Origin of the sequence: Streptomyces sp. NPDC053431, from assembly GCF_044544925.1 — a bacterium.
Lineage (GTDB): Bacteria > Actinomycetota > Actinomycetes > Streptomycetales > Streptomycetaceae > Streptomyces.
Map to the genome: position 1 here is coordinate 219,459 of NZ_JBITXX010000005.1, position 14,531 is coordinate 233,989.

Annotated in this window: 13 protein-coding genes; 6 read left to right on the forward strand and 7 right to left on the reverse strand. The window is 74.3% G+C overall.

Annotated features, from left to right (window positions below; genetic code table 11):
* Position 1: 1 nt before the first annotated feature.
* From ACIGXE_RS15655 to ACIGXE_RS15665, 3 genes are all read right to left on the reverse strand, one after another.
* Positions 2-868 (reverse strand): class I SAM-dependent methyltransferase, encoded by an 867-nt coding sequence (locus tag ACIGXE_RS15655; RefSeq protein WP_399747845.1) that lies wholly within the window; start codon positions 866-868, stop codon positions 2-4.
* A 344-nt stretch (positions 869-1,212) separates the two neighbouring features.
* A complete protein-coding gene (locus ACIGXE_RS15660; protein WP_399747479.1) occupies positions 1,213-1,635 on the reverse strand; it encodes a DUF350 domain-containing protein in 423 nt (140 codons plus the stop codon).
* 116 nt (positions 1,636-1,751) lie between these two features.
* On the reverse strand, positions 1,752-2,369 hold the full coding sequence (locus ACIGXE_RS15665; RefSeq protein ID WP_399747481.1) for an HdeD family acid-resistance protein: 618 nt from the start codon (positions 2,367-2,369) through the stop codon (positions 1,752-1,754).
* Between the two features lie 247 nt (positions 2,370-2,616).
* Here ACIGXE_RS15665 and ACIGXE_RS15670 point away from each other — a divergent pair, with 247 nt between their 5' ends.
* From ACIGXE_RS15670 to opcA, 3 genes are all read left to right on the forward strand, one after another.
* Complete coding sequence (locus tag ACIGXE_RS15670) at positions 2,617-3,195, forward strand: DoxX family membrane protein (RefSeq protein ID WP_399747483.1); 579 nt, start codon at positions 2,617-2,619, stop codon at positions 3,193-3,195.
* Positions 3,196-3,208: 13 nt separating this feature from the next.
* Positions 3,209-4,129, forward strand: coding sequence for an NADP-dependent oxidoreductase (locus tag ACIGXE_RS15675; RefSeq protein ID WP_399747847.1), 921 nt, complete (start codon positions 3,209-3,211; stop codon positions 4,127-4,129).
* A gap of 186 nt (positions 4,130-4,315) precedes the next feature.
* Positions 4,316-5,227, forward strand: coding sequence for a glucose-6-phosphate dehydrogenase assembly protein OpcA (gene opcA, locus ACIGXE_RS15680; protein ID WP_399747485.1), 912 nt, complete (start codon positions 4,316-4,318; stop codon positions 5,225-5,227).
* A gap of 299 nt (positions 5,228-5,526) precedes the next feature.
* Here the strand turns inward: opcA and ACIGXE_RS15685 are convergent, their stop codons facing one another.
* Positions 5,527-6,291: a class I SAM-dependent methyltransferase gene (locus tag ACIGXE_RS15685; protein ID WP_399747487.1), complete on the reverse strand. Its 765-nt coding sequence runs from the start codon at positions 6,289-6,291 to the stop codon at positions 5,527-5,529.
* Complete coding sequence (locus ACIGXE_RS15690) at positions 6,288-7,388, reverse strand: cytochrome P450 (RefSeq protein ID WP_399747489.1); 1,101 nt, start codon at positions 7,386-7,388, stop codon at positions 6,288-6,290. Before ACIGXE_RS15690 ends, ACIGXE_RS15685 begins: the two co-directional genes overlap by 4 nt.
* Before the next feature lie 344 nt (positions 7,389-7,732).
* Between ACIGXE_RS15690 and ACIGXE_RS15695 the strand changes: the two genes are divergently transcribed.
* Positions 7,733-8,935 (forward strand): cytochrome P450, encoded by a 1,203-nt coding sequence (locus tag ACIGXE_RS15695; RefSeq protein ID WP_399747491.1) that lies wholly within the window; start codon positions 7,733-7,735, stop codon positions 8,933-8,935.
* Positions 8,936-9,180: 245 nt separating this feature from the next.
* On the opposite strand, the gene ACIGXE_RS15700 is transcribed toward ACIGXE_RS15695, so the two are convergent.
* Positions 9,181-10,329, reverse strand: a complete 1,149-nt coding sequence (locus ACIGXE_RS15700) for a winged helix DNA-binding domain-containing protein (RefSeq protein ID WP_399747493.1) — start codon at positions 10,327-10,329, stop codon at positions 9,181-9,183.
* 18 nt (positions 10,330-10,347) lie between these two features.
* The gene (locus tag ACIGXE_RS15705; protein ID WP_399747495.1) at positions 10,348-12,354 is read right to left on the reverse strand and encodes an ABC transporter ATP-binding protein; all 2,007 of its coding nucleotides are present in this window, start codon (positions 12,352-12,354) and stop codon (positions 10,348-10,350) included.
* Positions 12,355-12,436: 82 nt separating this feature from the next.
* Here ACIGXE_RS15705 and ACIGXE_RS15710 point away from each other — a divergent pair, with 82 nt between their 5' ends.
* Together ACIGXE_RS15710 and ACIGXE_RS15715 are read left to right on the forward strand one after the other, a co-directional pair.
* Complete coding sequence (locus ACIGXE_RS15710; protein WP_399747497.1) at positions 12,437-12,976, forward strand: hypothetical protein; 540 nt, start codon at positions 12,437-12,439, stop codon at positions 12,974-12,976.
* Positions 12,977-13,118: 142 nt separating this feature from the next.
* On the forward strand, positions 13,119-14,450 hold the full coding sequence (locus ACIGXE_RS15715) for a nucleotide disphospho-sugar-binding domain-containing protein (protein ID WP_399747499.1): 1,332 nt from the start codon (positions 13,119-13,121) through the stop codon (positions 14,448-14,450).
* Positions 14,451-14,531: the final 81 nt, after the last annotated feature.

The following is a 14,531-nucleotide window of genomic DNA, read 5'->3' on the forward strand; positions in this document are numbered from 1 at the left end:
TCTAGACCGTGGCGACGACCAGCTCCTCCGCGCTGGACGGGAGCAGCCCGTCGGCGCGGCCGGCGAAGTAGCGGTCGGCGAGTTCGGCGGACGAGATGTGCTCGGCGTCCCGGAAGCCGGTCTCGTGGGTCAGGGCGAGCAGGTCCGACGGGGCGTAGAGGCTGACGAAGGGGGTGCCGGCCGCGCGGGCGGCGTGCTGGGTCGCCTGGAGCCCCGGGCGTTCGTCGGCGCCGACGAGGTCGAGCGGCAGCATGAAGGTCATCGCGAGCGTGGAGCCGGGTGCGAGTGCGGCGATCTGACGCAGGGTCGCCGCGGTGGCCTCCCGCGTGAGGTACATGCTGACGCCCAGCGAGGCCACGACCGCCGGACGGGCGGGGTCGAAGCCGGCCGCCACCAGGCCGTCCCACCAGGAGTCGCCCGCCTCGAAGTCGACCGGCACGAAGCGCGGCCCGTCGGGCAGGTCCAGGCCGAGCTCGGCCAGCCGCCGGCGCTTCCAGGCCTGGGTGCCCGGCTGGTCGACCTCGAACACCCGCAGACCGGCGGCGAGATCGGGCCGGCGCTGGGCGAAGGTGTCGAGCCCGGCGCCGAGCAGCACGTACTGGCCGAGGCCCTCCTCGGCCCGCTCCGTCACCAGGTCCTCGACGAACCGGGCGCGGGCCACGATCGACGCCCGCATCCGGCGGGTGGCGTCCGGGTGCATGTCCGGGCGCTCGCGCCACCCCTCGTCCGGCGCCACCAGGCGCAGGCCGAGGGCGTCGTCGAGGACGTGCGGCGCCGGGTCGGCCTGGAGGTGCAGGGCCCGCCACAGGGCGACCCGCAGGGCCGTGCCGTCGACCTGGTGGGCCTGGTCAGCCTGGTGCGCGTCCATGGTGCTCTCTTCCTTCGTGGGGAGTGCGTTCACGGGTCCCACGCTAGGAAGCCGGACGGGCGCGGCGCTTCTTCGATATTGCGCTGATCGATACTGCGGTGATCGATCTTCGCGGCGACCGCGCGATCGGTCCGTCGGGCGACCGCGCCGCCGGCACCGCGCCGTCGGGCGGTCGGGTCCTCGGGCCACCGCGCCCTCGGGCGATCGGCTGGCCGAGCCGCCGGGCCGTCAGGCGACCGAGCCGTCGGGCGACCGAGCCGTCGGGCGACCGAGCCGTCGGGCCGTCGGGCGACCACCCCGTCAGGCGCCCCCCGTCGCCTGTGCCGCGCGGCCGGACCCTCGGGTCAGGCGATCGAGGCGGACATGACCGCCGCCACCGCGATGTTGCAGGAAGCCGTCACCCACACCGCCGGGTGCGGCTCCGGGTCGACCAGTGTCTTGCCCAGCTTGCCGGGCGTGACGAGGTCGACCACCCAGAACGCCACCGCCATCATCGCGAGCCCGAGCAGCCCGAACGCGCCCGTGGAGACGAGGCCCTTGCCGAAGTCCTCGTACGTCGTCCAGATCGAGGTGAAGACGATGCCGCCTATGCCGAGGAGTGCGGAGCTCAGCAGGATCGCGGCGTTGCGGTTGCGGTCCTCCCAGATCTGGCGGCCGAGCTTGCCGGGCGTCAGGAGGTCGACCAGGACGATGCCGAGGATCAGCAGGACGACGCCGAGGGCGCCGTACGCGGCGGTCCGGCCGAGGCCGTTGACGATGTCGCTCATGGAATGCCGGCTCCGGAGGGAAGTGATCGTGAAGGATCGCGGTCAAGGACCGGCAAAATGTAGCGCAAGGCCCGCCCGGTCGGATCGGGCGGGCCTTGCGCGCGGGGGCGGTTCGGTCAGGTGCCGGGCGGCAGGTGCCGGGCCCGCGAGCGCACCATGAACGCGGTCACGATCTCGGCCACGCCCACCGCGACCAGCCAGATCCCGCCGAGCAGGATGAGCACCTCCGCCGACTCCAGCGGCGACACGATGAGCACCACACCGGCGAGCGCGCTGACGACGCCCAGGAAGACATGCCAGCCCCGGGCCGGCATCGAAGGGTCGGAAGCGGCCGCCAGGGTCTGGGTGATGCCCTGGAACAGCCAGCCGATCCCGATCCACAGCGCGAGCAGCAGGACCGACTGCATGGCGCCCCGGAAGCAGAACAGACCGAGCAGGATCGACAGGGCGCCGCTGAGGAAGGCCATGACCCGTAGCGAGGTCCGCATATGCGTGCCGAAGGCCGCGACCAGGTGCATCACACCGCTGATCAGCAGGTACAGGCCGAACAGCACACCGGCGACGACCAGCGACTGCCCCGGCCACACCAGGACCAGCACGCCCATGACGAGGGCGACGAGACCGGACAGCAGGAGGGCCTGCCAGGCCATGCCGGCCAGCAGGCCGAGCGGCCCGGGCGGCACGTCCTCCGGCGTCGGGCGTTCGTACGAGGGGTGTGGATGCGTGTGTGCCATGGGGCTTCCCCTTCTCTCCGCGCCGGCTCGGAGCGGGCGCGGCATCGGTGCCCGGGAACGGCGGCTCGGCGCTCTCACTAAAGCAACAGCCGGCGGACGCCGCAAAAGATGACCCGCGCGGCACGAGATGACCTGTATGGACGAGCAACACAGCGGGTCGCGCGCCCCGGCGGAGCAGAGTGGGACGGAGAACGCCTGTGGAGGGCGCGCACATCCGCCGCGCCCGCGTCCGTACCGGGAGACCCCCATGACCGCTCTCAACCGCCGCGACCTCGGTCTGCTCGCCCTGCGGGTCGGCACCGGCGCCGTCCTCGCCGCGCACGGCGCCCAGAAGCTCTTCGGCTGGTTCGGCGGGGGCGGCATCGAGGGCACCACCAAGGCGATGGAGGCCATGGGCTTCTCGCCGGGCCGGCAGAGCGCCGTCGCCGCCGGGCTCGGCGAGGCCGGCGGCGGCGCCCTGCTCGCCCTCGGCCTCGCCACCCCGGCGGCCGGCGCCGCCGCCGCGGGCGCCATGGCCGGCGCCGTCGCCGTGCACTTCCCGTCGGGCTTCTTCGCCATGAGCGGCGGCTACGAGTACCCCGCCTTCCTCGGCTTCACCGCCGCCGCCATCGGTGTCGCCGGAGCCGGCCGCTACTCCCTCGACCACGCCACCGGGCACGTCCTCGACCAGCCCTGGGTGGTCGTCACCGCCTTCCTCGGCACCGCGCTCGCCGCCGCGGCCGTCGTCGGCCGCCGCGCCGACGCCATCGCCGCCCCCGAACCGGGCCCGGCCGCGGCCGAGGAGCCCGAGCCCGAGCACGGCAGCGCCCGCGGAACGGAAGGGTGACGCCGTGAAGGCGATGGCCCTGCCCGACTACGGCGGCCCCGAGGACCTCACGCTCATGGACCTTCCCGAGCCCAAGGTGGCGCCCGGCGAGGTCCTGGTGCGGGTCGAGGCCGCCGGGGTCAACCCCGTCGACTGGAAGCTGGCGGCGGGCGGGCTCGACCCGATCATGGTCGCCCACTTCCCGATGATCCCCGGCTGGGACGTCGCCGGGGTCGTGGCCCGCAACGGCCTCGACTCCACCGAATTCGCCCCCGGCGACGAGGTGTTCGGCTACATCCGCAAGGACAGCGCCGAACACGGTGCCTACGCGGAGGAGGTCGCCGCCCCGGTCCGTACGCTCGCCCGCAAGCCCCGCGCGCTGAGCTGGGCGCAGGCCGCGGGCCTGCCGCTCGCCGGCCTCACCGCCCTGCAGGCCGCCGACCGGGTCGGCGCGGGCGCCGGCGACACCGTGCTCGTGCACGCCGCCGCCGGCGGCGTCGGCTCGCTGGCCACCCAGCTCCTCGTCGCGCGCGGCGCCCGCGTCATCGGCACCGCGAGTCCCGCCAACCACGACTTCCTGCGCGGCCTGGGCGCCGACCCCGTCGCGTACGGGACCGGGCTCGCCGAGCGCGTCCGGGAGCTCGCCCCCGACGGGGTCGACGCCGCCCTCGACTTCGTCGGCGGCGAGGCCGTGGACGTCTCCGTCGACCTGCTGCGCTCCCCGGAACGGCTCGCCTCCGTCGCCGACCACCGGGCGGCCGCCCTCGGCGGGCACTACGTCTGGGTACGGCCCGACGGCGCCGGCCTGTCGACGCTGGCCGCGCTGGCCGACGAGGGCCGGCTCACTGTCTTCGTCGAGAAGGTCCTGCCGCTGCGGGAGGCCGCCGAGGCCTGGCGCCTCAACAGCGGCGGCCACACCCGCGGAAAGCTCGTCCTGGCCGTCGGCGAGCCCTGAGCCGGTGTGCCCTGCGTCGGCGTGCCCTGAGTCGGCGAGCCCTGCGCCGGTGTGCCGTGCGCCGGTGTGCCGCGCGCCGGACGGCGCGATACTGAACGGGAAGATCCGGAGCCGATCCGGTGCTACGGGGAGAGCAGGGGGAGAGCCGCGGATGCGCGCACATGACGGAAGGAACCGGTGCCGGTCATGAAGATCGATCTCACGGACACCAACTCCAGCAAGATCAACAAGACGATCCTGCAGGCCCGCCGCGCCGTCGGCACCCCCGCCGTCGGCATGGTCCTCACCCTCGTCGTCGTCACCGACGAGGAGAACGCCTACGACTCCGTCAAGGCCGCCAACGAGGCCTCCCGCGAGCACCCCTCCCGCACCCTGGTCGTCATCAAGCGGCGCACCCGCTCCCCGCGCGGCCGACTCGGGACCCGGCTCGACGCCGAGGTCCGGGTCGGCACCGACGCGGGCGCCGGCGAGACCGTGCTCCTGCGCCTGCACGGCGAAGTCGCCCGCCGCGCCGACTCCGTCGTCCTCCCGCTGCTCCTGCCCGACGCGCCCGTCGTCGTCTGGTGGCCGGTCGACGCCCCCGAGGTGCCCTCCAAGGACCCCCTCGGCTCCCTCGCCCAGCGCCGCATCACCGACGCGTACGCCGTCGAGGACCCGATCGGCGCGCTCCGAGTCCGCGCCGCCTCCTACGCCCCCGGCGACACCGACCTCGCCTGGACCCGGCTCACCCCCTGGCGCTCCCTGCTCGCCGCCGCCCTCGACCAGGCGCGGACGACGGTGACCTCGGCCGCCGTCGAGAGCGAGGCGGAGAACCCCAGCGCGGAACTCCTCGCCCGCTGGTTCGGCGACCGCCTCGACGTCCCCGTCGAACGGGTCGTCACCGACGGACCCGTCGTCACGGCCGTCCGCCTGGGCACCCCCGACGGCGAGATCCGCATCGACCGCCCGGAGGGCCCGGTGGCCCACCTGGCCATCCCGGGCCAGCCGAGCCGCGTGATGGCCCTCAAGGTCCGCACCACGGCCGAGCTCATCGCCGAGGAACTCCGCCGCCTGGACCCGGACGAGGCGTACGCGGCGGCGCTCCGGTACGGGCAGTAGCGGGCGATCCCGGGCGTACGGGAGCGAGCCCCGGGCGCACGGCGGACGCCGGACGCACGGGGTAGGGCTCAGGACGCGGCGGACACGGCGGACGCGCGTGCGCGCGTACGGCCTCCTTGGGCGCGTGCGGCCTCCGGCTCCCGGAACGGCCCGGGGCGCGTGCGGCCTCCGGCTCCCGGAACGGCCCGGCGCGCGTACGGCCTCCGGCCACCGGAACGGCCCGGGGCGCGCCCGCCCCGGGCCCGGCGGTCCCGGGCCCGGCGGTCCCGGTTCCGGCCGCGGTCCCGGTTCCGCCCCGCTCAGCCCTCGCGTCGGAAGACCATGACGAAGTCGGCCATCTCCCGTACCCGGGGCACCTCGGGGTCCGGCAGGGCCCGGAGGCGGGCGCAGGCCTCCGCCACCAGGGGCAGGTCCTCGTCGCGGACCTGCCAGGCGCCCGTGAAGAGGCGGCCCTCGGCGATGGTGTCGGCCATCCGGGCCGGGGAGACCCGGAACACGGTGGGGCGTTCGCTCGCCGGGCCCTCGTAGACCAGTCCGCGCGCGGCGGCCAGGGGAGCGAGGAGGTCGGGGCCGTCCTGGCGGGTGTGCCCGGGGTCGAGCCGGTCCTCCAGGTCGTTGACGACGCGGCCGATGTCGTCGGTGGGGCGCATGCCCCGAGCCGGGATCACCAGATAGCGGCCGCCCGGCCGCAGCACCCGCGCCACTTCGGCGAAGACCGCCCGCGGGTCCGGCCCCGCGTGCAGCAGCCAGGTGGACACGGCCTGTGCCACCGACGCCGTGCGGACCGGCAGCCGGCCCGCGTCGCCGACGGCGACCCGGGCGCCGAGCCGCTCGCGGGCGTGCGCCAGCATCCCGGGGGACAGGTCGACCCCGCACACCCGGTGGCCCCGCGCGGTCAGTTCGGCCGCCACGATCCCGGTGCCGACGCCGATGTCGAGCACCGGCTCGGCCGGGTCGAGCAGCGGCGCGAGCTGTTCGGCGAAGACGGCCGCCCGGGCGGTCCCGCCCCGGGAGGCGTCATAGGTGGGGGCGATCGCGTCGAACGCGGCCCGCGCCCCGCTCACGCGGTTCCGCTCGCCGGCACCGGCGTGAAGCTGACCGGCAGCGTCGCCATCCCGCGCAGGATGCCCTCGCGTCGGCTCAGGTCCTCGTCGGGGTCCGTGAGCCGCAGGTCGGGGAAGCGGCGCAGCAGGGTACCGAGGGCGATCCGCGCCTCCGCGCGGGCGAGCGGAGCGCCCAGACAGAAGTGCATCCCATGGCCGAAAGCCAACTGCTGCGGCATCTCGCGCCGGGCCACGTCGAGGATGTCGGGCCGGTCGAAGCGGCCCGGGTCGCGGTTGGCCGCGGCGAGCCCGATGATGATCATCTCCCCGGGCGGGATGGTGACGCCGCCGATCTCGTACGTGTCCACGGTGAACCGGGCCACCCCGCGGCTCACCGGGCCCTCGTAGCGCAGGAGTTCCTCGATCGCCCCGGGCAGCAGCTCCGGGTCGTCGCGCAGCGTCGCGAACTGGTCGGGGTGGCGCAGCAGGGCGTGCATCCCGTTGGCGATGAGGCTCGCCGTCGTCTCGTGCCCGGCGAGCGTCAACAGAATGGCCATCGCGGTGAGTTCGCGGTCGCTGATCCGCTCCTCGGCCTGCGCCGCGCACAGCGCGCTCAGCAGGTCGTCCCGCGGCTCCTTCTTCCGTTGGGCGATCAACGGCTCGTAGAACTCGGTGAGTTCGGCCCGGGCCCGGGCGCCCTTGGCGAGCCGCTCCGGGGCGTTCGGCGGCATGATGAGCCCGACGGCCAGCTTGGCGAAGTCCGGTTGGCCCTCGGCCGGGATCCCGATGAGGTCGCTCAGCACCGCCATGGGCAGCGGCAGGGCGAACTCGGCGACCAGATCCGCCGTTCCGCGCCCCGCGAAGGCGTCGACGAAGGCGTCCGTGTGCGCCTGGATCCGCGGGGTGAGAGCCTCGATCCGGCGGGCGGTGAAGGCCTTGGAGACCAGGTTGCGCAGCCGCGTGTGGTCCGAGCCGTCGGCCACCAGCATGCTCGCCATGAGCACGTTCGTGCGCTCCTGGTGCGCCATCTCCTCGGCGAGGCCGTTGACCCCGGCCGGGCTGCTGCTGAGCCGTGGATCGGTGAGTGCCGCCACCGCCTCGTCGTAACCCGTGACCATCCAGACTTCAAGGGTGGGATTCAGCCGAACCCGCTGCACCACCCCGTGTTCCCGAATCCGCTCGAACAGCGGGTAGGGATCAGGCTGTTGAGCGACGTTCAGCGGCACGTCATGGACGATGGTCTGACCTTGATCCGACATCCGCTACTCCCCGTGAGCGTTCGAAAGATCTGTGGCAGGTAGTCATACCAGCCACGAAAGTTGCGTGGTAGCGTCACCGGCGATCAGCACGCAGAATTGCCCGCGGAGCGGCGTGGCCCACCGGCGAAACGTTTGCTCAGCACTGCTCAACCGGAAGCATTTACGGCCTCAACCAGGCCCTACTGCGCGGGGGGAGACGAGTCGTGGCACAGCTCGACCAGGCGGCGCCGGCCGATCCGATCAAGAGCCTGGCCCATCCCGACGTCCTCCCCGACCCCTATCCGGCATATGCCGCGTTGCGTGAAAACACCCCCGTCTTCTGGCACGAACCGCTCGGTTCCTGGGTGCTCACCCGGCACGCCGACTGCCTCGCGGTCCTCACCGACAGTGCCCGCTTCGCCTCCGACTGGCGCCGCGCCGGCGAGGACATCCCGGGTCCGCTGCTCAGCGTCCAGACCCTCGACCCGCCCGAGCACACCGCCATCCGGCACCTGCTGCTCGACGGCTTCCGCGCCCAGGACCGGCACGCCCTCCACGAGCGCCTCGACCACGACGTCAAGGAACTCCTCGGCGAGCTGGCCGCCCGCCCCTCCTTCGACCTCGTCGGAGAACTCGCCGAACCGCTCGCGCTGCGCTTCGTCACCGCCTTCCTCGGCGTGCCCGCCCCCGACCCGGACTGGTTCGTCCCGATGTCCCGCACCGTCGTCGACGGCATGGACGCCGGACTCTGGCCGGAGAAGCACGAACCCGCCGTCGCCGCCCGCGCCGAACTCGCCGCGTACGCCGGCGGCTGGCTCGCCGACCCGCCCGAGACCGGCCTGATCGCGTACGTCGCCGCCCACGCCGACGACAGCGGCGTCGACCCGGCCGTCCTGCGCAACAGCCTCCGCGCCGTCCTCCACGCCGGCTACGAATCGGCCTCCCGCCTGCTCGGCAACGCCGCCAGGGCCCTGCTCACCACCCCGGGCGCCCTCGCCGCCTTCCGTACGGCCGGCCCGGGCACCGCCGTCGACGAACTCGTCCGCCACGACGCGCCCGTCCAGGCCGACGCCCGCGTCTGTGTCGCCGACACCGAACTCGGCGGCGTCACGATCAAGGCGGGCGACCCGGTGACCCTGCTCCTCGGCGCGGCCAATCACGATCCGCTGCGCTTTCCCCACCCCACCGAGCTGCGACTCGACCGCGCCCCGAACCCCCACCTCGGGTTCGGCCGCGGGGCCCATGCCTGCCTGGGCGCGTCCATGGCGATCCGGCTCGCCGGATCGGTCCTCGGGACCCTTGCCACGGACCACCCCCGGGCACGGGCGGTCGCGGAACCACACCACCGGCGCAACCTCACCCTCCGCGGCCTCGACCGCTTCGAGGTGACGCTGCGCCCCGCCACGGGGGAGGAGGTCAGGACATGAAGTACTGGCACTGAGCCCCAGTCATGTTGCCCGCGCCCTTCACCGGGGGAGGAGGTACGGACATGAAGTACTGGCACTGATCCTGAGCACCGCGATGCCCGCCCGGGGGGTGGGCGACGCGCCGTGAACCGCGGCCTCCGCGCGCACGCCCGTACGCACGGAGGCCGCGGCCTCCGCCAAGACGTGGCCTGGGGCGACTCTCGCCGGGCACACGCCCAGGGCCTGCCTCGCCGATCATTCCGGGCTCACCTCTCCTCACCTGGCAGCAACCGCACCTGCCCGGCCGGCAGCTTCGCCCACCAGTGCGCGTACCGCCGGTAGAGCGCGGGATCGCGCCCGGCGAGCAGGGCGTGCAGGCCCCGCGCCTCCTCGGCGAGTCCCTCCCACACCGGCTCCGGCAGCTCGTGGAAGGCCGTCGCCTCGATCCCGCCCTCGGCCGGCCGCCACACCCCGGCCACCTCCCCGTCCACGAGCAGCGTCGGAAGCACGTCGCCGTTCACGCGGATCACCACCCGCCGGTACGCGGACGGAATCAGCCGGCTCCGGTCCGCGTACGCGAGGAGCACGCTGTCCCACATCCCGAGCAGCCGCGGCGGGGCGGGTGTCTCCGCGACCGGTCGCGGAGCCCCGGGCAGATCGAACAGCTCGGTGCCGTCCGGCCCTTCGAGCCGCTCCACGACGCCGTCGAGCTCGCCCAGCACCCGCCGCAGGGGCGCCCGTCGCACCATCGCGAACTGCGCCATGTCCGCCACCGACGCCGGCCCGAAGCCCGCCAGATACCGCAGGACGAGATGCCGCAGCGCCTCCGGCACGACCTCGCGGCCGGCCGGTACGGTGCCACCGCCGACGGCCACGTAGGACGGGCGCTCGCCGAACGCCCAGGGGCCACCGGTCGGTTGATGGTGCAGCGGGGCGTAACCGCGCAGTCCCCACCAGGCGTCCTCACGCCGCTCCGGCCCGACCCGCTCCTCCAGCCAGCCCCTCATCTCGGCGCTGCTCCGCGGCACTTCGGCGAACGCGAGGAGACCGGGCAGCAGCTCCGCCGCGTCGGAGGGCGTGAGGCCGCTCGCCGCGAACCGGAAGCCGAGCCGGGAGGCGTACAGCGTCTGCTGCATCGCCTCCCGGAACGCCCGGTAGTCCTCGGCGTGCACCGCGTGCAGCGTGATCCGCATCAGGGTCGCCTTCACCACCTCGCGGCGGCCGAGGACGGCGTCCGCCTCCGCCGGGTCGAAGCCCGCGAGCCGGTTCCACAGCGCCAGGTACGCCGAACCCGGATGCTGCGCCTGCAGCGCGACCACCCGCCGGACCCCGTCCGCGACCCCCAGCGGCGCGCGCTCCAGGAGCAGTTGACGGCCGAGAGTGGCCCGGTTGAGCTCGCGCGCGGTGATCCTCATGCCGGGCATTCTCGCCCGTCAGCCCCCGGTGGCGTCCACCGGCCCCGGCTGCGCGGGGACCCCGGGGACGACCGGGGCCGCCGGGCCCGCGGGCGTACGGAACTGGCTCGCCTGCACCTCGTACGCCTCCCGGAAGAAGCCCTTTCCGGTGGCCGGATCCATCAGCTCCGCGAAGCTGCCGTGCTCGACGACCCGGCCCTCGTCGAGGACGTAGATGAGGTCCGCGTGCCGGACGCTGTGCAGCCGGTGCGTGATGAGGACCGTCGTCTGCCCGGTGCCGGCCAGCCGGTGGATCTGGTCGAAGACCCGCTGCTCGGCCACCGGGTCCAGAGCGCTCGTCGGCTCGTCGACGATCAGGATCCGGCCGTCCCGGTAGCGGGCCCGGGCCAGGCCGACCTTCTGCCACTGGCCGCCCGACAGCTCCTGCCCGCCCCGGAACCCCCGCGCGAGCAGCGTGTCGAGCCCGCGCGGCAGCCCCCTCACGACCTCGTCGGCGCCCGCGTACACGGCGGCCTCCGCGATCGCCCCGTCGTCCATCGGCCGGCCCGGACGCCCGATGCCGATGTTCACCCGGGCGGTGAACGGCCAGCGGTGGAAGTTCTGCGCCACCATCGCGATCCGCGCGAAGAGCTGCGGGCGGTCGGCCTCCGTCGTGTCGACGCCGTCCCACAGCACCCGGCCGGCGTCCGGCACGTACAGCCCGCACAGCAGCTTCGTCACCGTCGTCTTGCCCGAACCGTTCCGGCCGACCAGCGCGACCGTCCGGCCCCGCGGGATCACCAGGTCCACCTCCCGCAGCGACGGCTCCTCCGCACCCGGATAGGTGAAGGTGACCCGCTCGAAGCGGATCTCCTCCGTCCGCGGCGGCAGGTCCCGGCCCACCGCGGGGATCGCCCGCCGTTCCGCCTCCTCGCACAGCGTCTCCAGGTCGGCCACGAACAGGCTCTCCTCCTGTACGTCCGTCAGCCGCAGCACCAGATCGGTGATCGACGCCGAACCCGTACGGATCGCGAGAACCGCCGTACCGCCGACCGCCAGGTCCATCCGCCCGCTCCACAGCAACAGCCCCAGCACCCCGTACGCGGCCACGGTCGCCAGGCCGCGCGCGCCGTCCGCCGTCAGACCGACCCGGGCCCCCGTCCACGCGAGCCGGGTCTGCTCGCGCTCGCTGGTCTCGGCCATCCCCCGGAAGTGCTCCAGCAGGAACGGCCCCACGTCGTGCACCCGCACCTCACCGGCCGCCTGCTGGTCGATGAGCAGCTGCCCGAGCAGCTTGGCCGCCCGCGCGTGCTGCACGAAACGGTGCCAGCTCACATACCGGTGCCGGGCCATGGTCAGCGCACCCCACGCCGAGGGCAGCGCCATGGCGACGAGCAGCGGCAGCAGCACCGGGTGCAGCACCGTCAGCACCCCCGCCGCCGCCACCAGCGAGATCGCCGAGGTCACCACCGCCGTGCAGTAACCGACCATCCGCCGCGCCGAGTCGGCGCCCCACTGCGCCGAGTCCATCAGCTTGTGGAAGCCGTCGTCCTCGATCGCCGCCAGCTCCACCCGCGCCACCAGCCCCAGGTAGCGCTCGGTGGCGCACCGTTGCACCTTCGGTTCGAGCACCCCCGTCGCCACCGCCGAGGCCGACGTCAGCGCCGCGCCGATCACGGAGACCACCGCGACGACCACCAGCGACGGCAGGGCGGCCCGCAGCCGCTCGGCCGTGCTGCCCCCGGCGAGCAGCTCGCCCAGCAGCGCGTTCACCGCGACCAGCGACACCGCCTGGGTCACCCCGCGTCCGGCCTCGCTCGCCGCGACCGTGTACAGCGCCCGCCGGTCCGCCTCCCGGGCCAGCCGCACCGCGATCGCCACCTGGCGCGGCAGCGCCGCCGCCATCGCCCCCAGGCCCAGCTTCAGCCAGACACCGTGGTGCCGGCTCCACCCCATGTCGTACGCGAGCTCCCCGCCGAAGAGCAGCTCCTCCGACGCCGACGGCCGTCCGCCGCCCGGCTCCTTGTCCTCCACCGCGCTCGTCATGTCCGGAAGAACGGCCCTCATGAGGGCGCCGTCACGGGAGATGAAAGGGTGAGCGGAGCGCGGGGGCGCGGAAGGGGGCGGCATGGACGTGAGCGAGCTCGTACGGGCGGAACTCGCCCGGCACGACTGGGCGGCACTGCGGTGCGGGTGCGGGGACGGCGCGGACCACGTGCCGCTGCTGTTCGAGACGATCCTCGCCGCGGAGACCGCACAGGACATGCGGGGCTACACGCTGCAGGACCACGTCGTGGTGGACACGTACATCTACGAGTGCACCCCTCCCGCCGTGGGCGTGATCCTCGCCGCGCTCGCCGGAGACGTCTCGCCGCCGGCCCGCGAGGAACTGCTGGAAGCCCTCTCGTACATCGCCATCGGCGCCGGCCACGTCCGCGAGGGGCTCACGGTCGAGGAGGCCTGGCTCGAGGACGGCTGTGTCGCGGCCGCGCGCGAGGGGTTCTGGATCCTCGCCCACATCGGTCTCAGCGGGAAGGCGTACGAGGCCGAGACGGTGGCCGACATCTGCGCCGCCCTCGGGCTCGGCGGGGACAAGTACGCGGACTACCAGCGTCTGTTCCGTGCCCGGGTCGAGGCCAAGACGAAGCGCCGCCGGCTCCACCGCTGATACGCCGTCGCGACGCGCCGTGGCCGGCGAGCGCTTTGAAGGGGCGTTCCCGCAGGTCGTACGCTCGCCACGCGCGCCGTGCCGGCGCCCGAGCGACAACGACCGCGGCTCTCGACGGCCGCACTCAGGGGGGAACTTCACCATGCCCAGGATTCTCGTCGCCGCCACACCCGTGTCCGGCCACCACGGGCCGCTGCTCCAGATCGCGAGCCATCTGGCGCGCCTCGGCCACGAGGTCGTCTTCCTCGGCGGGGCACGCTTCGCCGACCAGGTCCGGGCGGCCGGGCCCGAGTTCCGGGCCCTGCCCGCCGAAGCGGACTACGACGACCGGGACTTCTCCGCCCGCTTCCCCGAGCGCGACGGCATCCCCGCCGGCCCCGCCCAGATCATGTGGGACGTCAAGCACGTCTTCGGCGATCCGACGCCCGCCCAGTTCCGGGCCCTGAAGGACGTCCTGGCCGAGTTCCCCGCGACCGCGGTCCTCCACGACAACCTCTTCTTCGGCGGCGTCGCCCTCTCCCTGAGCGCCGCGCCGGGCGCCCGGCCGACCGTGTTCAGCGTGGGCATCTCGCCCCTCGGCGTCGAGAGCCGGGACACCGCGCCCCACATGCTCGGCCTGCTCCCGCCCACCGACGACGCCCAGCGCGAGCAGTACGCGGCGATCGCCGCCCGGATGGCCGAGCAGCGTGCCCCGCTCGACGCACACCTGCGGGCCTGCTTCGCCGAGGCGGGTGTCACCCTGCCCGAACGGCGGCTCGGACGCGACCTCGTCGAGGCCGCCGACGCCTTCCTGCAGCTGACGGTCCCCGGCTTCGAGTACCCCCGTGGCGACCTCCCGGCGAACGTGCGCTTCATCGGTGTCGTCCCGATCCCGGCCGCCGCCGGCCAGGAGCCGCCCGCTTGGTGGCCCGAGCTCACGCGCGCCCGGGCCGAGGGCCGGCGGATCGTCGTGGCCACGCAGGGCACCCTCGCCAACACCGGCCTCGGCCGCCTCGTCATCCCCACCGTGCGTGCCCTCGCCGACCGGGACGACGTCCTCGTCGTGGCCGCCACCGGCCGTCCCGACGCCGCCGGCCAGTTCGCCGCCGCACTGCCCGAGATCCCCGGCAACGCCGTCGTCGCCGGCTACGTGCCCTTCGACGAGCTCTTCCCGCTCGCCGACCTCCTCGTCACCAACGGCGGCTACGGCGGCACCCAGGCCGCGCTCGCCCATGGCGTCCCGCTGATCGTGGCCGGGGACACCGAGGACAAGCCCGAGGTCGCCGCCCGCGTCGAATGGACCGGCACGGGCGTCAATCTGCGCACCGCCGACCCCTCCGACGACGCCCTGCGCACCGCCGTGGACACCGTCCTCGGCATCCCGTCCTTCACCGAGCGCGCCGCGGACCTGGCCAAGGAGTACGCCGCGCACGACGCCCTCGCCCGGATCGACGAGCTGGTGCGGGCGACCGACCCGGCGGGCGACACCCGCTGAAGCGAGCCGCGGGGGAGTCGGCCAGGCGGCCCGCGGCCGACTCCCCCTGTCTGTGGTGATTCCGGCGTGAATCCGTCATCA